This is a genomic window from Paenibacillus sp. FSL R5-0908, from assembly GCF_038006245.1.
Lineage (GTDB): Bacteria > Bacillota > Bacilli > Paenibacillales > Paenibacillaceae > Paenibacillus_AQ > Paenibacillus_AQ odorifer.
Window position 1 is genome coordinate 4295662 of record NZ_JBBOUV010000001.1, and the last position, 17896, is coordinate 4313557.

Here is a 17896-nt window from a genome sequence, read left to right on the forward strand (position 1 = left end):
CCAGGCCCAGACTCACTTTATTGCTACTCTACCAAATTTTATGACATAGATAACCTGCTATACTACGAATCAGGCAAGCAAGACAAGCCAAGCAAAACAGATTGATATACTAACTTTGGAGGTAATTACAACATGAATAAACAACAATGGATAAAAAAAGCGATTGTTATAGGAATGGTTACTACAATGGGTTTAGGAACAATGATGGCAACTGGTGTAGGTGCAACTAAAGTTGAAGCCGCTACGGTGTCCAAAGGACAAAGCGTTGTCAATTTCGGAAAAAACTTTATGGGCACTCCATACAAATTCGGAGCCTCTACTTCTACTACTAAGGTTTTTGATTGCTCTTCCTTTATGAAGCATATCTTTAATAAATATAATGTATCATTACCCCGCACAGCTGCGGCTCAATCAAAAGTAGGAACTGCTGTATCCAAAGCTAACCTTCGTGTCGGCGATCTTGTATTCTTCTCCAGCGGCAGCAGAGCAACTGGTAAAAATGTAACTCACGTAGCTATTTACGCTGGAAACGGTAAAATTCTGCACACTTACGGTAAACCAGGGGTTACAGTTTCTGATCTTAATTCTGGTACATGGAAAAAGACTTATCTAAAGGCTCGCCGCGTACTGTAAACAACAGCTCTATAGTAGAGTCTTTTCTATAAAAGAGAATTAGTCTCAGGATGTGGTGCTGCCTTCGGGCACCCTCATTACATATCCTGTTCCGCGAACAGTATGAATCAACTTGTTCCGGTACCCTTTATCAATCTTTAAGCGGATATGCCTGATGTATACATCTACAACATTGGTATCTGCATGGAATTGATATCCCCATACTTGTTTGAGTATTTCCTCGCGGGAACATATAATCCCTCGATTCGCAGCGAGATAATATAGAAGATCGAATTCTTTATGCGTCATCTTAAGCTCGATCCCTTCACGGGTGACCAGCCTGCGGCTGGGATCGAGCATTAAACCATCCACCTTTAACAGATGTTGTAAATTTCGACGCCGACCCGTGAGGGTTAATAAATTTAGAATTCTACATTTAAATTCACCGGTATGTAGTGGTTTTGTCATGTAATCATTCCCTCCGGCTAAAAAGGCCGCAACCGCTCCGTTACCAGATAATTCTGCGGAAATCACCATGACCGGAAGAATTATTCCCTCATCTCTTACTGCGGAAATGATTTTCCATCCTTCCCATGTTCCCACCTCGCCTAAATCAGCAAGCAGCAATACCGGTTCTACTTCAGAAATGGATAAGCGAAGATCTTCGGGATCTTCGCTTTTTGTTATTTGCAGACCGATATCATTAAACACTTTCGCAATAGCATCTAGTTCTTCCTCTCCTCTTCCGTTTTCCGCGGACATGTACCATATCATTTGCTCACTCACGAAGATCCCCCGTATCCATCAGACATGCATCAGCATCCCATTAATAGATATAGAATCCCCGGAAAACAAAGAGACCATTCCTAAGAAATGGCCTGAAGATCTGTTTACCATGCTTTTTTATCCAAAATATCGATGATAAAAGCTGCGGGCAGCGGCAATGTCCTTCGTTCCATGGATCAATGCCCGGCCATCTGCGAAGATCACCATCCGGTAAGGACCTTCCTTAAAGGAAATTAGATAAGGATTGCTCTCTACCTCACCGTCTCCTAAACGAGACAGACGACTCGCTGTTTCCTGTAAGTTAAGTTTATGCGGCCGGGCAGGGCGGATCTGTACGGTATCCCTGCCACAAAGCACATCACTTCGTTCCGTATTTAAGGCTGTTAGATAAGGGTAGATCGGATGAGTCCCACAAGAAGGGCAATTCTCCTTTTTAGCACTTTTCACGCCAATTTCTTGATGTTCATTACGCCATACATCGAAAGTCAATAGTTTATTCCGTAATTGGTCCTTACGGTTACCGAGAAGCTTTAACGCCTCAGCTGTAGCATTTGCAGTAACCAATTGTACGGCCTGGGGAAGAATCCCCGCTGTATCACAGGTATCTCCCCCTAGTGGGACTGTACCTAAAAGACAATGAAGACATGGCGTTTCTCCAGGCAAAATCGTATATGTAACTCCATAGCTTCCTACACATGCTCCATAAATCCAAGGGATATTATTCTTTTGGGCAATATCATTTATGATGAGACGTGTATCGAAATTATCAGTCCCATCCATAATCAGGTCCACCCCTGAGATGAGTCCTTCCAGCTCTTCCTTACGCACATCCATAACATGCGCTTCTATGACAACCTCAGAATTAATCTGCTGCAGTCTGTTCTGGGCTGCAATGGCTTTTGGAGCTCGCTCCTGCGCATCCATCTCGGTATACAGCTGTTGCCGCTGCAGGTTACTCCACTCTACATAATCACGGTCCACGATAAGGACATGCCCAACCCCACAGCGGACTAATGTCTCTGCAATCCCTGTACCTAACGCACCCGCACCAACTACAAGCACTTTTGATTTTGCGAGACCCTGCTGTCCTTCAGTTCCAAACGGCGCGAAACGTATCTGTCGTGAGTATCGATCTTCCCGCCCAGCGTTATGAAACATACATTATCTCCTCCCCATATCCAAAAAGCGGAGAACAGCAGGATGTCTGCTATTCTCCGAATTTATGATTATTCTATACTTGTACAGCTGACCACTGCTCAACATCCCAAATTTTCGTAACCCAATCTTCATAAAAATCAGGTTCATGAGATACAAGCAGAACTGTACCTTTATATTCTTGCAAAGCGCGCTTCAACTCTGCTTTAGCAATAACGTCAAGGTGATTGGTAGGTTCATCGAACAGTACCCAGTTGCTTTCGCGCATCAAAAGCTTACAAAGACGCACCTTCGCTTGCTCCCCACCACTCAGCATACTAAGCGGACGTGTAATATGTTCATTTTTTAGACCACAGCGTGCCAGATGCCCACGAACTTCGTTCTGAGTTAAACTGGAGAATTCATTCCAGACATCCTCAATGGGTGTAAGACTAGCTGCTTTCACTTCTTGTTGGAAATATGCAGGGTTCAGATAATCCCCAAGATAGGTTTTTCCGCTGTATGTTGGGATCACTCCCAGAATTGTCTTCAGCAGTGTCGATTTACCCACACCATTGCAGCCAACTATAGCAATCTTCTCTCCACGTTCAATGACCATATTTAGCTGTGGCAGCAGCGGACGATCATAACCAATCTCGAAATCAATTCCTTCGAAGACGGTTTTTCCGCTTGCCCGGCTCTCTTTAAATTTAAAGGTAGGCTTAGCAGCCTCTTCAGGACGATCAATTCGGTCCATACGATCAAGCTGCTTCTCACGGCTTTTTGCCCGGCCTGAAGTTGAAGCACGCGCTTTATTCCGCTGGATGAAGTCCTCTTGTTTTTTGATAAAATCTTGTTGCTTTTCATAGGCATCGATATGCTGGTTTTTGTTCATCTCCGCCATATCGAGGAATTTCTCATAGTTCGCCGTGTAACGGGTCAATTTACCAAACTCTAAGTGATAAACGACATTAACAACTTTATTCATGAACTCAGTGTCATGGGAAATCAATATAAACGCATAAGGGTACTGTTTCAAATAGTTGGTCAGCCAATCGATATGTTCAACATCCAAATAGTTGGTAGGCTCATCAAGCAATAGCACATTGGGTTTCTCCAGCAACAGCTTCGCCAGCAGCACTTTGGTTCTTTGACCACCGCTGAGAGAAGCAACATCACGATCAAGCCCAATCACGGACAGGCCTAAACCATTGGCCATTTCCTCAACTTTTACATCAATCAGATAGAAATCTCCGATATCCAGTTGTTCCTGAATGTCCCCCATCTGCTCCAGTAGTACTTCTAGTTCCTCAGGCGAAGCATCACCCATCTGCTCAGTGATCTTCAGCATTTCCTGCTCTAACTCAAGCAGTGGCAAAAAAGCGTCCTTTAGAACATCGCGAATCGTTTTGCCTGGTGTAAGAATCGTATGTTGGTCCAAATAACCGTAACGCACCCGAGGGGTCCACTCTACTTTACCATTATCTTTCAAAAGCTTTCCTGTCAAAATATTCATTAGCGTCGATTTACCAACGCCATTTGCTCCAACAATTCCAACATGTTCTCCTGGTAACAACCGGAAAGACACGTTTTTGAACAATGTCCGATCCCCAAAATTGTGGGAAACGTCTTCTACAGTAAGTAAACTCATAAATTCTCCGCAAGCTCCTGTCTATACTTAAATAATGCGTAAATCAAATCACGTATAAATATATATTTTATCACACTTTAGCGGAACACTGAATTAAATGTTAGTCCCAATAGCCTATCTTAAGAAAAAACCACGGCGTTTTCCATCGTTTCGCTCGCCCTTAATGTCCCCTAACAGCTCAGCAATTACATCTGCCAACTTCCCTTTTTGTAAAAATGGATCTTGCTGACACGGTAGATTATAAACCCTATCTATCCCTAAAGAATTTCGCAATAGTTCAACAGATTGGTATTCAGCAAGTGGTAACCCCACTCTCCATTCCCTTTCAGGGTGCAGCCCACTCCGTTTAATCCATAATAAAGTTTCCTCCAATCGCCAATCTGCGCCTGAAGCAATCAGAATGGGAATATCGCTATGCTTGATTTCTTCCAGCGCTCCATCAAATCCACCCGTTCCCAGATCTAAGACAATAAATTGATAAGCCCTTCTCATAAGCTCTGCTACATCCCCATGGTGAGGTCGCTTCCAGTAATGAACCTTCCTCCAGGAAAATGCAAGCTCAGAGCTCTTAGCAGGAACTGAAGCGCTCTGCGCGTCAAGCATACTGTGCATCCGATCATAAACCGATGAATCCGGTGATAGATCAACCCAAGCTGTTGAACCGATGTGTGCCAGATAACTGCTAATCGCAAATGAAGTATGTGTTGTTCCAAGCCCCGGCCTTACTCCAAGTAAGGCAATCACTTTAGCCTTCCGTTTATCAACCGCTAGGGGCACAGACACTGCTAAAGGATTACCTTCATCCATATCATTCTCCATACGAACCAGTGCTTGAATAACAGCTGTTGCCTCCTGATATCTTTCCTCCGGATGTGGCCGTAATAAACGTCTAATTATCGGAATAAAAGCTGCGGGAACTTGGTCACGCAACTTATTTTCCATTCCTGACTCCCAGTGGCTGCATAATCCTCCGGTAGCCATATATAAAAGCAACGCACCAAGACCATATAAGTCAGAAACCGGTTGACTCTGCCCATTCCCATACTGCTCAGGAGCCGCGAATCCTACTGTACCAAGCTTCACCGTATCTTCAGCGATGCCTTTTCTAAAATTTCGAGCGATTCCGAAGTCGATTAACATTAATTCTTTTTGCTTAGTTAACATAAGATTGGAGGGCTTTAAATCACGATAAACAATGGGCGGATGATGACCATGCAAATATTGCAGGACTTCTAAAAGCTGTTTAGCAATTTGTAGGATGAATTCACAAGGCAAAGGTCCGGGATTATCCCTCATCAGCTGACTTAAAGTTATCCCTTCAATATAATCCATGACTAAATAAGAATACCCTTCTTTATCCGAAAGATAGTAATCAACAATACGTGGAAGCCGCGGGTGATCCAAACCCATTAGCATCTCCGCTTCCGCTTCAATGTCCGAATGCAGCGTTGCTGAGCTAACACTTTCTTTTACAGCCCACCGTTTCCCGTTTAAACGCAGATCCTCCGCAAGATAAACAATACTCATTCCACCTGTTCCAATCTGATCAATAATTCTGAATCTGGCGTCCAATATCTGCCCTATCCCAAGCTTCGATGCAAAATTCACTGAACTTCCCCCTTTTTCACATAAAAAAAAGAGAAAGCTTCCGCCATTAACGTTGTTACCGCAGATTACGATAACGTTAATAACGGGATGCTTTCCCTTAAGATTTTTAAATTAGGATCTTACCTAGTATTTAATCATATAAAGCGTGATCTCGTCACGATTATGAAACAACTGCTTAGCCCGCTGAATCTGCATACGTTCGCCCTCAAACATTGCAATGATCTCTTTGATCATCGCTAGAGGTTTCTTATGCATCAGCTTTACGGTCACAATCGCTGTTCCGCCTGGTGACAGGCTGTGCAGCAGCCCGGTTACAAGCTTTGCCATCAGCTTAGGACTCCAGCTCATATCACATACAAGCAGATCAAATTCATTATCGCGGAATTTCACTTCTCCGGCATTTTTGCGCAGGATCTTCAGACCCGGGTAATTACGCAGCGATTCATGCATCAAAGCAGGGTCAACCGCTGTTACCTTCATTCCACGCTCCAGCAAAAAAGAAGTCCAGCCCCCTGGAGAGGCGCCAATATCAAGCGCATTACGGAAGCTGTAAAAAGGAATAGCGAACTCCTTCTCCGCTTCCATCAGCTTGAACTTAGCACGTGAGATTTGTCCGTCTTCTTTGCGGAAGCGGATTGCACCGCCATTCCAGCCAGATAGATTCTCTTCTGGTCTGGACACTCCTGCATATAAGGCATTCCCGTCTGCGTAGACAGAAATGACCCATGCCGGATCTTGCACTGTAAATTCTGCACCCAAGCTTTGCAATTGCTCCTGCAGCCATTCACGAAGTTCGCCCGGACTTTCCTGCCAGAAGGAAGGATCCCCTTTACGAACATTTAGGGATACTTTCTCCCCCTCCAGCTCACTGCGGCGGCTTAAATACACAGCCAAACGCTGTAGTGCTTCCGTGGTTCCTTCATCCTGAAACTGCACAGGCTGTATATGACGAAGGAAAATGGGCAGATTCTGTGTGAGCAATCGTGATACTTCCTCGGGTTCAGACTGCAAGGTGGCGAGAAAGATTTCTCCCGGCAACAGCAGCGTACTCTTCACTGCACCGAACAAGCGCCGAAGCTCTTCCTGAGCATATGGCGCAAAGCCGTGATTAGCTGTACAAATATATCGGGAGTACACTATTTCTTCCGGAGCAGTGGTCTGCTCTTCGTTATCATGTCTTAATTCGTTCAAATCGTTTTGCCTCCAGGTCTAATTTTAATCCAGGGACGACCGCTATCCCATTCTACATCAACAGGAATATCATAGGTGGCCAAGATCATTTCTTTGGTTAATACTTCTTCTTTCGGTCCGGAACCAGCTAGCTTACCGTCGCGAATTAAAGCAACATGTGTAAAAAGCGGGACAATTTCTTCCACATGATGAGTTACATAAACAACGGAGACATTACGTTGTCTCAGTTTATCTACTTCAGCCAGCATTTTTTCTCTTTCGTACAGATCAAGCCCTGCACAAGGCTCGTCCATAATCAGTAGTTTTGGGTCAGCCATAAGACATCTTGCCAGCATTGCTTTTTTTCGCTCTCCCTGTGACAACGTTCCAAAAGGATGAAGTGCCATATTGCCCAGATTCATATCCTCTAGCAAGCGGATTGCCTTCTCCTTCACTTCGTGTGGAATGCTCTCGTAGAAACGCAAATAAGCGTAAGCTCCTGTAGCGACAACCTCCCACACCGGATCATTTAAAGACATCTTCTCCATTAAGGAAGGACCAATATAACCAATTTCTTTACGAACCTCGCGTAAATCACATTGACCATATTTATTCCCCAATACCTCAACAGTTCCTTTGCTAGGGAATAAATAACCTGTCATAATCTCCAAAATTGTTGTTTTGCCAGAACCATTCCGTCCCAAAATGACCCAGTTTTCGCCTTCCTTAACTTCTAAGGACACATCGTCCAAGATTAGGCTTTCTTCTCTGCGCAGAGATAAATGTTGTAATGAAATGATCATGATATAACACTCCTTATGTATTCCAGAATCCGCTCAACTGAAACCATTGAATAATAAATATGAGGATCCTCTATCCGGTCAGCAGAAGCCACTAGTAGAGCAGGAACACTGGTAATACGGTATTGTTGGACCAGATTAGGCAACATGTTCACATTTCCAGCAACCATTTGGAGTTCAGCAGGCAACAGCTGTGCCGCCACTTCCAACATGCGTTCTGTAGCCTTACAGGTACCACACAGCGGAGTATGCAAAAACACTACCAGCGGTTCTCCCGGTCTCGTGAGTATCTCCAGTAAATCCGCTTCATTCATTTCCTTCATTTTAGTCCCGTCTCCCCAGCGATATCATGAAGCTTATCAGAACTCAGGGGACCATTAAACAAGCGCATCCCCTCAGGTTTAGCCGCGTATAAGATTTCATACATTTCTTTTCTCCCTAAAACGCTGGAGGTGTGTAGATAGATTTCACAGGGGTACAGTCCTTCCAGAACAATCCGTCTAGCCACTTCCCCACCTGAATAATCATCCGGTCCCATATCATAATCTAACGATAAAATACCGACCTCACACTCACGCAGCATCAGAAGACATTCTTCTGTTGTCCGGGCTAAAGCAAATCCAAGCGGACCTTTACGGAGATCGTCCATATAGATATGAATCACTTTCTAGCCCCCCGCTTCAAACCAACTGCGAACAGTAGCTATTTCATTCCGATGACTGCCATCTGGACCCTTTTCAGTTTCCAAAACAACAGATGTTTTACGTAATGGATCAGAAGTTATTAAGCTTTCAAGACCCTTTTCGCCGATAAAACCTTTTCCTATTCCAGCATGCCGGTCCCGTCTTGAGCCAAAGGGAAACTTAGAATCATTAAGATGAACAGCTACAAGATGTGGCCAAAATCCAAGCTGGTTTCCTCGTTCAAGCAAGTCTTCCGTATGCTCAGGATTCCAAATTCCCGCTGCAAAAGCATGACAGGTATCCAGACAAAATCCAATCTTCTCGGGAAACTGGCTAAGCTCACGAACCTTCACCAATTCTTCAAGTGTAATCCCTTCAGCACCATGGTTGCCCGCTTGATTCTCAATTAGCAGCTTGGCGTTCCCTTCCCAAGACTCCAGCGTCTCATTCATACATTGTATAATATTTTGATAGCCTTGTAACGGCTCCATTCCAGCAAAATGTCCAAAATGAACAACAATGCCTAAGGAACCGCAGGCTTCAGCAATTTCCAGATCATTAAGAAGGGAGTCTACATATACCTTTCGAGGTGTAGCGTCATCCCTATTCGCAGCCATATTGATTGCATAAGGGGTGTGGGCGATAGAGGTGATCCCTTTTTCTTGGCAAAGGAGAGCACAATCCCTTGTATCTCGAATATCAACCGTCTTTAGCTTCAGACTGCGCGGATTTTTCGGAAAATATTGAAAACTTGTTGCACCGCTCTCCCAAGCAAATCGGGCAGCTCTCCCATATCCACCACGAATGCTGACATGAGCCCCTATTTTGGGTTTAGGCTTCATGCTGACAGTCTGGGCAATAAAATACCTTGCGTCCAGACAGCTCTGTTTTGATAATCGTTCCCCCATCGCGTAGGCAAGGCTCGCCCTCACGGTCATAGACTTTACATTGATCATTATAGGAACCCGTAACCGTGTCACCAGTCATAAACGGCATTTCCATGTATCCGCCGATCTCTGTCGCATCAGTTAATACTTTTTGAATGCTTTGATACAGGCGGGAAACGGCTTCAGGTGATAAATTTTGTACTAAAACTGAAGGCAGAAGCCCTGCGTCAAAAGCAATCTCATCCGCATAACAATTTCCAATACCCGCCATTACATGCTGATTCACTAACAGACTTTTTAACGCACCACGCCGCCCTTTTAATATTCCTGCAAAACGTTCCGGCGTCATCCGTCGATCCAGCAGCTCAGGTCCAAGCTTACCCATCGTCGCTTCGCTTTCCTTCACGGATACTAAATGTAAGAACCCTAACCGCAGGCCCATAAAATAAAGGATCTGATCACCAAATGCGATTTCTACTTGCGTATTACGATCCGGCCGCTCTTCTTCTGAACCATAAAAAAGCAATCCACCCAGCATTAAATGCAATAGTAATCTTCGTCCATCATGGAGATGAAACAAAATGTACTTGGCGCGCCGTTCTACAAAAACAACACGCGCACCGATCAAGGCATTAATGAAAGCTTCTGTTTCCATGTTAATTGTTTTTTCTCTGTTCACAATTACATTAGTTATCGGAACATTTATAATACGCTGGCTAAGCAGCTGTCTATAATTCTCCATTTCCGGCAATTCTGGCATACTCATCGTCCCCTCTAAGTTGGTGAAGTAATAAGACCCTAGCTATTATACACCGAGAAACATTTTAAGTTCAGCTAAATCGGCACATATTTCATCGGGGGTGATCCCTGTGATGCTTTTATAGTGCTCCAGGTTCTCTGTAGTGGTTAAACCGGTAAGAACAAGGATTGTACGACAGCCCGCATTAACACCGGCAGCGATATCCGTACGCATATTATCCCCAACAACAGCAGCATGTTCAGGTTGAATTCTCAGAAGATCTGTCGCATATTTGATCAAATGCGATTCTGGCTTACCCATCACTACTGGCTTCACACCACTGGCAGCCTCAATTGCTGCACCGATCGTACCCGCACCCGGCATAACCCCATCATCTGATGGTAACATTAAATCTGGATTGGTGAGCACAAACTTTGCCCCGCTCAAAATCCAACGCGAAGCTTGAGCTAACGAAGCATAATTAAAAGAACGATCGATACCCTGCACCACATAATCAGGGGATTCTGTGACGATTTGGAGCCCTGCCTCCACGCAAGCCATACGCAGTCCTTCTTCTCCAAGTATCGCCACTGTTGCCCCGGGTGATTCCTCAGCTATGTAACGTGCGGCTGCCATAGAAGAGGTACATACCTCCTCAGCTTTCGCCTCAATTCCCATTCCACATAAGTGGGCAGCAACGTTAGCTGCCGTACGCGATGAGTTATTGGTAACAAATAAAAAAGGGATATCCGCTTCACGAAGAGCTTTTATCAGCAGATCAGCACCGGGAATCATTTTATGCCCATGGTACAATGTACCGTCTAGATCAATCAATAATCCTTCAATTTGTTCCATCACTAACCCCTCAGTTTCCATAATAATTTAATTAATATAATAAACAATTAATGATACTAACAAACTCGTAACCTTTGCCCTGCTTGGATTTACAGGCATACTCCATCCCTTTAGGTAGAAGATATCACCTACTGATTTTCGGCAATATGTCCAGCCATTCGTTCGTCTTTTACTCCGTGATTACTTTAAATCTAACACACTTCGTCGAATGAAATCGAACAACCGTCCCATCCAGCATTTTTTAGCACAGCACTGTCATTTCCTGCGCTTTCCCGGAAAATAATCATTACCCCTATTGCCCATTTAGTCTGCGAGGTACCGGATATGCATTAAATTCCTCAGCTAATAATGTCTCTGGGAATATGAGTTCAGCTTCCTCAAGCAAAGGAATTAGCTCTTCATGCGAGCTGTAACGAGAACTGAAATGAGTCAGCAACAGCTGCCCTGCTTTGGCTTCTTTTGCTAACTCTGCAGCCTGACGGGCTGTACTATGATGATATTGATACGCCATGTCAGCCAGATCATGGGCGAAGGTTGCTTCATGAACGACAAGGTCTGCATTAAGAGAGAGTTCTAAGGCTCCCGAACAAGGTCTTGTATCCCCAAGGATAGTAACAATACGCCCTCGTTTGGGTTCTCTGACAACATCAGCAGCACAGATTCGCACACCTTCATCCGTAACAACATCTTCACCTTTTTTTAATTTCCCATAAATCGGTCCCGGTTTTAAACCGTAACTCTTAAGCAATTCCGTATTGAGGCTTCCGGGGCTATCCTTTTCCGTTACCCGGTAGCCATAGCTGTCAATGCGGTGCTCAAGTAGTGCCGCCTCAACTTTAAAGCCATCATCCTCGAATATAATTCCTCCTGTATGCTCTACAATCTCAATCTTGTAAGGAATTCGGGATTGGCTCACAGCTAAGGAGATCTCTAGGTATGCTTTTAATCCAGGGGGTCCGTACACCGTTAACGGCGCTGTCCCTCCCTGATAGCCACGACTTGATAATAGACCTGGAAGACCAAATAGGTGATCGCCATGCAAGTGAGTAATAAATAGTTTTTCCAGCTTTCCTAACCGAATCGGCGAACTAAGAACCTGATGTTGTGTACCTTCCCCACAATCAAACATCCAAATACTGCGACGTTCTTCCAGCAGTCTTAATGTAACGGACGTTACATTGCGTTGTAGCGTTGGCACACCTGCATTAGTACCTAAAAAATATAAATCCATTCTTTTTCCTCCCTTCTCCTTATTGGCTCAACCATCTCTTTTCAATTCTAAACGACCTTCTTCCAGCAAAAAACCCCCCAGTTACGGGAGGTTCCGCTGAAAGGGATACAATCCCCTACAGACCAGGTATATAAATGAAAGAATTACAGCTTCTCTACATTAAAATACTGCGCTTCTGGATGGGCAAATACCATAGCCGAAACGGAAGCTTCGGGCTCCATCATAAAGCCTTCTGTAAGGTGAACACCGATATCCTCCGGAGATAACAACTTAAACAGTGGACCTTGATCTTCTAAATCCGGGCATGCAGGATAACCAAATGAAACACGGATCCCTTGGTATCTTGCCCCATGTCTTTGCTTCATCGTCATATCCGCCGGATCTGGGAAACCCCAAGTATCGCGCATCATATGATGGACGCGTTCCGCCAGTCCTTCTGCCACTTCAAGTGCAACCGACTGCAAGGCGTGTGAACGCAGATAATCTCCGCTTTCTTTCAGCTGAGTAGACAATTCACGTACACCGTGACCTGCTGTTACAACTAGGAATCCAACATAGTCCATAATACCACTGTCAACAGGTTTCAAAAAGTCCGCCAAGCACAGATGAGGCTCTACGCCTTGTCTTGGGAAAGTAAAGGTATGCAGGATCTCGGACGTATTCTGTGGATTATACACTATAATATCATTCCCTTGCGATTGTGCAGGGAAGAATTGATACATAGCATGCGGAGTAATGGTACCCTCTAGCATCGCTTGATGGAGAATATCGTCTACGGTACCCTTCAGTTCAACAGTCCGCTGATCTCCAGCAGCTAATTGGGCTTCTACAGAACCCCGTAACCCCAAATGATGACCCAGCAGCATTTGCATATTCACATAGGGGATAATATGCCCCAATGGATAGTTACGCAGTACGTGGCGTTCTAAATCCGGTGGAACAAAAACAGGGGCATCTGGAGATATTTTGGAACGCACTGCTCTGGTTAGTTTCGGCAGTTCTTGCTTAGGCGCAACCGCAACCGCTGCTTCTGCCTCCACACGAATTTCCTCGGCAATCTTCTCCCGTTCTTCAGGGTTCATAAGCCTATTGGCAATATCCAGCCCGTCCATAGCGTCCTTAGCATACAATACTAGGCCGTCATATTCTGGACGAATACGGGTCTTCGTAAATTTACGGGTCAAAGCTGCGCCGCCAACCATAATCGGAACATCGATCCCAGCTGTACGTAAATCCTGAGCGGTGAGCACCATCTGCTGAGCAGATTTTACAAGCAGCCCGGACAATCCTATCGCATCAGCTTTTTCTCGACGGAAGGCTTCGATAATGGTCTCTGGTGGTACTTTTATACCCAAATTAATGATCTGATAACCATTATTGGAGAGGATGATCTCTACTAGATTCTTACCAATATCATGCACGTCCCCTTTTACGGTTGCCAGCATAATTTTCCCTTTAACCGCTGTCTCATCCTTCTGCATAAACTGCTCTAGGTGATTGACAGATGCCTTCATCACTTCAGCGCTTTGCAGTACCTCAGCAACAATCAATTCATTATTATTAAATAACCGGCCGACTTCCGACATCCCTGCCATAAGCGGTCCATTGATGATCTCCAGCGGTCCAGATTTGGTCAATGCTTCATTAAGATCAGGAATGAGTCCTTCCTTTGTACCTTCAACCACATAGGAGGCTAAACGTTCTTCAAGTGACAGGTTGGAAATCTTCTCTTTTTTCTCTACTTTTTTACCACGGAAAGCAGCTACAAAAGCAGAAAGCGTCTCATCATTCGTATTATAAATCAGTTCCTCAGCAAGATGACGTTCTTCGGCAGGAATGGAAGCATACCGCTCCACTTTCTCTGTATTTACGATCGCATAATCCAACCCAGCTTTTGTACATTCATAAAGGAATACTGAGTTCAACACTTCACGTCCCGCTTCCGGCAATCCAAAGGAGACGTTGCTAATGCCCAAGATCGTATGAACACCTGGAAGTGCTTCCTTGATCAAACGAATGCCGTCAATCGTTTCCTTTGCTGAACCGATATATTGTTCATCTCCGGTTCCTACAGGGAACACCAACGTGTCAAAAATAAGATCTTCTCCTGCTAAACCGTACTTATTCACTAGCAAGTCATAGGAGCGTTTAGCCACTTCCAGTTTATCTGTCGCCTTAATGGCTTGTCCCGTCTCATCGATGGTACCCACAACAATAGCTGCACCATATTTATGAATGATCGGCGTCACCAGCTCGAATTTCTCTTCACCATCTTCAAGGTTAATGGAGTTAATTATCGCCTTACCTTGACAGTACTGTAATGCTAAATCGATAACCTTAGGATCGGTAGTATCGATCATCAGGGGTACTTTAACCTTTTTCACAACCAGTTCTAAGAAAAGCTTAATATCTTCAATCTCATCACGATCAGGATCTTGTACACAGACGTCAATAACTTGTGCCCCACTCTTCACCTGAGCACGAGCAATTTCTGAAGCTTCCTCGTATTTACCCTCGACAATAAGACGTTTAAATTTACGAGAGCCAAGTACATTCGTACGTTCACCAACCATGTATGGGCGGTTGTCGTTCTCAATATAGATAGGCTCAATACCTGAAAGAGCAGGCGGATGATTACCTGCCAGCGGGCGTGGAGGATATTCAGAAAGTGCTTCCTTCATCGCACGGATATGCTCTGGTGTCGTTCCACAGCACCCCCCCGCAATGTTCAGCCAGCCTTTTTCGGCAAAGGCTGCAATCTTGCGAGCTAAAGAATCTGGAGATTCATGATAATGTCCGTTCTCATCCGGCAATCCTGCGTTTGGATAACAGCTCACGGCTGCGGAGGAGATCTCCGAAAGCGAACGAATGTGATCACGCATGAACTCTGGACCAGTCGCACAGTTGAGGCCCATAGAGATAGGCTTCAGATGTTCTAGTGAGATATAAAATGCTTCAATATTCTGACCCGCCAATGTAGTACCCATTGGTTCAATTGTTCCTGAAATCATAACCGGCAATGTGATGCCTGTCTTTTCAAAAGCATTACGAATACCAATACTTCCAGCTTTAACGTTAAGTGTATCTTGTGAGGTCTCCAGCAGCAAAACATCTACTTTACCGTCGATCAATGCTACTGCTTGTTCCTCATAACTATCAACTAGCTCTTGGAAAGTAACGCCTCCGGTTACTGAGAGCGTTTTTGTTGTTGGACCCATAGCCCCCACGACGTATCGCGGACGGTCAGGTGTGTCATATTTGTCTACTGCTCTGCGAGCCAGCTCTGCTGCCGCTAGGTTGATCTCACGTGCGCGCTGAGGAATATCATATTCCGCTAGTACAACAGAGGTTGCACCAAATGTGTTAGTCTCAATGAGATCAGCCCCTGCTTCGAGGTACTGCTCATGAATCGTCTGAATGACTTCTGGACGTGTCAATACCAGCATTTCATTACAGCCGTCCAGCTCATCGCCACCAAAATCTTCTCCAGTAAGAGGCACCTGTTGGATCATCGTGCCCATTGCGCCATCAAGGATCAAAATCCTTTGTTGTAAGCTTTCCTCAAGTGTATATTTAGCCAACTAATAGTCCCCCCAGTAAAACATTAGAGTAAGTTTAGCAGAATAAAGGAATTTCGAAAAGCCTTCCTTTCCACTCTGCTTTATCTGTTATTGCTCAGTAACCGTTGCGAACCTTTGAATCATGGTTTCACAGACAGCTCTTTGCTAGGCATAGAGTGCTGTGTCCGGGCTGTCACATGTGAAGTGACATTATATTGTCCTTCCTTTTCAAGGGTCCCTTCTGCTTGATAGACCCCTTTACCAATTAGCTTTCCCTTAAGCTCTATTTTCTGTCCCTCATCATTTTTATTCACAATTTCGAACAGAACCTCTTTTGCATCATCTACTGCCTCGTTATCTTGGGTCACCACAGCTTCAAAGGTTACCTTTTGATTTACAACAACTTCTTCAGGACTCCATTGTAGTTCGACTTTGATAGGTTCCATAGACATGTTCATATTCATGTTATGTATTTCTGAATGCTTGGTTCCATTTGAAGAACATCCACCTAGTACTAGAAGTGTTGCACCTAATAATACAGCGACTAATTTCTTCGATCTCATCATTTGGAGCCCTCCCAATCATTATCGAATAATAAAAATCTACCAATTCATGTTATACATCTCCATCTATTATACACATTATTATTGGTTTTTCAGTATTTTGCATCAATTCCGCATTAGTCTTGTGACTTAAATCATTTACTTAAAAATCTAATGAAATCTTTATGTTAGTATGTATGTATAGAAAAGCAGCGAGTTTCTTAGGATCTCAGAAACTCGCTGCTTTTATAAAGTCTTTATATTGGAGCTAATAGCTCTGTGTATCTTACAAGGATTGAACTAGCGGAAGAAGTTCCTCAAGGTGATTGATTTCATGATCCGGATGAATATCAAGACTAGGTGCTCTACCTTTTCTATTGATCCAGACCGTGGTCAACCCTGCTGCCAGCCCCCCACGGATATCCGTTGTAAGCTTATCGCCGACCATAACTGCTTGCTCAGGAGTTACATCAAGAAGCTCTAAAGCATGCAGGAAAATTTCCTTATCCGGTTTGCCTTTACCAAAGCTTCCGGAAATCACAATATGATCAAAGAAAGGAATTAACTCTGGCACACCATCTAGTTTCTCTTGTTGCAGTGCAGGACAGCCGTTCGTAAGTAGCAAAAGCTTCACTTGACCCCGTAACTGCTCCAGTACATGCATTGTTTCTTCATAGATGTATGGACGTTTTCTGCGCTCTGCTGCGAATTTAGTTGCCAAGGTCTCAGCTAGTGCTTCGTCTTCCACCCCTAACGCTGCAAGTCCGCGACGCCAAGACTCTTTACGATAAACCGGTGCAAGCTGCTCCAATTGACGGAATTCAGGCTGTTCACCTGCCGTAAAGTTAGCCCAGAGTGCTTCATATGGATTAATTCCGATCATCTTTGTAAATGGGAACGTCTCATAAGATTCATACAAGCTACTTGCTTCCTTACGAACTGCAACTTCTAGTTCTTGTGGATCAATGTTATCCCCAGCGGCTTCACAAGCAGAACGAAATGCTTCTTCGACGCTCCGATCATCCCACAGCAATGTATCATCAAGGTCAAATAGTACAGCAGAAATTGGCATTACAGGTCTCCCTCTCCCTTTAACTGGTCTAGTTCTATTCGTGAACTACTTCAATGTTGTGAGCTTTAGCAAATGCTTCTAATCGTGTACTCATCGCATTAGTATCATAGCGATTCATAAGTTTTGTGAAAATCCATTTCGTACGTTTCCCTTTATGCTTAATGACTACAGCTCCACGCGAAAGGGTGATTTTCTCAATATCTGCAGCTGGCAGCCCGCGTTCACGATTGAATTTAATAGTAGACAGTCTTGCTTTTTCCACCTTCAAGTACGGACGACGGAAGAACAATAGCGCTGCCAGTAAATAGTACAGTACTACTCCCAGCCAATTAGCCAGCATGCCATTGCCTTTGGCCTGATCAATAGAACCAACTACCCAAAACATAGTGCCAAGAATCACTAACACTACCGGAAATGCAATGTTGCGACCTTTAAAGACTTCGGCATTCTGGGTAGGAGATTTAGAGGCATAAATCGTATCCTTGCCTTGTTTCTTTCTTTGCTTGTTGATTTGCTGAGTGTTGCGTTGAACCATTCTTTCCCAAGAACGGGCCATGTGCGTTCCC

Annotated in this window: 17 protein-coding genes; 1 reads left to right on the forward strand and 16 read right to left on the reverse strand. The window is 44.4% G+C overall.

Translation table 11 applies throughout. The annotated features are described in order from the left end of the window. Window positions 1–132: 132 nt before the first annotated feature. Complete coding sequence (locus MKZ09_RS19630; protein ID WP_076200843.1) at window positions 133–633, forward strand: C40 family peptidase; 501 nt, start codon at window positions 133–135, stop codon at window positions 631–633. A gap of 45 nt (window positions 634–678) precedes the next feature. On the opposite strand, the gene MKZ09_RS19635 is transcribed toward MKZ09_RS19630, so the two are convergent. The 16 genes from MKZ09_RS19635 to MKZ09_RS19710 all read right to left on the reverse strand — a co-directional run bounded on the left by MKZ09_RS19635 (window position 679) and on the right by MKZ09_RS19710 (window position 17886). Further along, entirely contained in the window at window positions 679–1398 is a 720-nt protein-coding gene (locus MKZ09_RS19635) for a response regulator transcription factor (RefSeq protein ID WP_081394125.1), read from the reverse strand. 117 nt (window positions 1399–1515) lie between these two features. Continuing rightward, on the reverse strand, window positions 1516–2556 hold the full coding sequence (locus tag MKZ09_RS19640) for a ThiF family adenylyltransferase (RefSeq protein ID WP_076200840.1): 1041 nt from the start codon (window positions 2554–2556) through the stop codon (window positions 1516–1518). A gap of 73 nt (window positions 2557–2629) precedes the next feature. After that, window positions 2630–4183 carry an ABC-F family ATP-binding cassette domain-containing protein gene (locus tag MKZ09_RS19645; protein ID WP_036687697.1) on the reverse strand — a complete coding sequence of 518 codons (1554 nt, stop codon included), beginning with the start codon at window positions 4181–4183 and terminating at the stop codon, window positions 2630–2632. Window positions 4184–4297: 114 nt separating this feature from the next. Further along, complete coding sequence (locus tag MKZ09_RS19650; RefSeq protein WP_076200837.1) at window positions 4298–5791, reverse strand: serine/threonine protein kinase; 1494 nt, start codon at window positions 5789–5791, stop codon at window positions 4298–4300. 123 nt (window positions 5792–5914) lie between these two features. Next, on the reverse strand, window positions 5915–6982 hold the full coding sequence (locus MKZ09_RS19655; protein WP_076200834.1) for an SAM-dependent methyltransferase: 1068 nt from the start codon (window positions 6980–6982) through the stop codon (window positions 5915–5917). Continuing rightward, window positions 6979–7764 carry an ABC transporter ATP-binding protein gene (locus MKZ09_RS19660; RefSeq protein ID WP_282579836.1) on the reverse strand — a complete coding sequence of 262 codons (786 nt, stop codon included), beginning with the start codon at window positions 7762–7764 and terminating at the stop codon, window positions 6979–6981. Before MKZ09_RS19660 ends, MKZ09_RS19655 begins: the two co-directional genes overlap by 4 nt. Then, window positions 7761–8084, reverse strand: a complete 324-nt coding sequence (locus MKZ09_RS19665; protein WP_076200831.1) for a thioredoxin family protein — start codon at window positions 8082–8084, stop codon at window positions 7761–7763. Before MKZ09_RS19665 ends, MKZ09_RS19660 begins: the two co-directional genes overlap by 4 nt. Beyond that, on the reverse strand, window positions 8081–8425 hold the full coding sequence (locus tag MKZ09_RS19670) for a cyclic-phosphate processing receiver domain-containing protein (protein ID WP_036687703.1): 345 nt from the start codon (window positions 8423–8425) through the stop codon (window positions 8081–8083). The genes MKZ09_RS19665 and MKZ09_RS19670 overlap by 4 nt, the downstream gene beginning before the upstream one ends. A gap of 3 nt (window positions 8426–8428) precedes the next feature. Further along, entirely contained in the window at window positions 8429–9286 is an 858-nt protein-coding gene (locus MKZ09_RS19675; RefSeq protein WP_076200828.1) for a deoxyribonuclease IV, read from the reverse strand. Next, window positions 9276–10091, reverse strand: coding sequence for an Fpg/Nei family DNA glycosylase (locus MKZ09_RS19680; RefSeq protein ID WP_076200825.1), 816 nt, complete (start codon window positions 10089–10091; stop codon window positions 9276–9278). Before MKZ09_RS19680 ends, MKZ09_RS19675 begins: the two co-directional genes overlap by 11 nt. A gap of 45 nt (window positions 10092–10136) precedes the next feature. Then, window positions 10137–10925: a TIGR01457 family HAD-type hydrolase gene (locus MKZ09_RS19685; RefSeq protein WP_076200822.1), complete on the reverse strand. Its 789-nt coding sequence runs from the start codon at window positions 10923–10925 to the stop codon at window positions 10137–10139. A gap of 292 nt (window positions 10926–11217) precedes the next feature. Then, a complete protein-coding gene (gene rnz, locus MKZ09_RS19690) occupies window positions 11218–12156 on the reverse strand; it encodes a ribonuclease Z (RefSeq protein ID WP_076103946.1) in 939 nt (312 codons plus the stop codon). Between the two features lie 143 nt (window positions 12157–12299). After that, the gene (metH, locus tag MKZ09_RS19695) at window positions 12300–15677 is read right to left on the reverse strand and encodes a methionine synthase (RefSeq protein WP_370510530.1); all 3378 of its coding nucleotides are present in this window, start codon (window positions 15675–15677) and stop codon (window positions 12300–12302) included. A gap of 179 nt (window positions 15678–15856) precedes the next feature. After that, entirely contained in the window at window positions 15857–16282 is a 426-nt protein-coding gene (locus MKZ09_RS19700; RefSeq protein WP_038571571.1) for a FixH family protein, read from the reverse strand. A 262-nt stretch (window positions 16283–16544) separates the two neighbouring features. After that, window positions 16545–17330 (reverse strand): HAD family hydrolase, encoded by a 786-nt coding sequence (locus MKZ09_RS19705; RefSeq protein WP_076133774.1) that lies wholly within the window; start codon window positions 17328–17330, stop codon window positions 16545–16547. Window positions 17331–17364: 34 nt separating this feature from the next. Next, window positions 17365–17886 (reverse strand): hypothetical protein, encoded by a 522-nt coding sequence (locus tag MKZ09_RS19710; protein ID WP_076128411.1) that lies wholly within the window; start codon window positions 17884–17886, stop codon window positions 17365–17367. Between the last annotated feature and the right edge of the window lie 10 nt (window positions 17887–17896).

Excerpts from the sequence above, each read along its gene's own strand:
- rnz (WP_076103946.1), bottom strand. The coding sequence starts at position 12,156 with ATGGATTTATATTTTTTAGGTACTAATGCAGGTGTGCCAACGCTACAA.
- MKZ09_RS19710 (WP_076128411.1), bottom strand. The coding sequence starts at position 17,886 with ATGGCCCGTTCTTGGGAAAGAATGGTTCAACGCAACACTCAGCAAATC.
- MKZ09_RS19640 (WP_076200840.1), bottom strand. The coding sequence starts at position 2,556 with ATGTTTCATAACGCTGGGCGGGAAGATCGATACTCACGACAGATACGT.
- MKZ09_RS19700 (WP_038571571.1), bottom strand. The coding sequence starts at position 16,282 with ATGATGAGATCGAAGAAATTAGTCGCTGTATTATTAGGTGCAACACTT.
- MKZ09_RS19660 (WP_282579836.1), bottom strand. The coding sequence starts at position 7,764 with ATGATCATTTCATTACAACATTTATCTCTGCGCAGAGAAGAAAGCCTA.
- MKZ09_RS19680 (WP_076200825.1), bottom strand. The coding sequence starts at position 10,091 with ATGCCAGAATTGCCGGAAATGGAGAATTATAGACAGCTGCTTAGCCAG.
- MKZ09_RS19685 (WP_076200822.1), bottom strand. The coding sequence starts at position 10,925 with ATGGAACAAATTGAAGGATTATTGATTGATCTAGACGGTACATTGTAC.
- MKZ09_RS19645 (WP_036687697.1), bottom strand. The coding sequence starts at position 4,183 with ATGAGTTTACTTACTGTAGAAGACGTTTCCCACAATTTTGGGGATCGG.
- metH (WP_370510530.1), bottom strand. The coding sequence starts at position 15,677 with ATGGGCACGATGATCCAACAGGTGCCTCTTACTGGAGAAGATTTTGGT.
- MKZ09_RS19705 (WP_076133774.1), bottom strand. The coding sequence starts at position 17,330 with ATGCCAATTTCTGCTGTACTATTTGACCTTGATGATACATTGCTGTGG.
- MKZ09_RS19665 (WP_076200831.1), bottom strand. The coding sequence starts at position 8,084 with ATGAAGGAAATGAATGAAGCGGATTTACTGGAGATACTCACGAGACCG.
- MKZ09_RS19675 (WP_076200828.1), bottom strand. The coding sequence starts at position 9,286 with ATGAAGCCTAAACCCAAAATAGGGGCTCATGTCAGCATTCGTGGTGGA.
- MKZ09_RS19630 (WP_076200843.1), top strand. The coding sequence starts at position 133 with ATGAATAAACAACAATGGATAAAAAAAGCGATTGTTATAGGAATGGTT.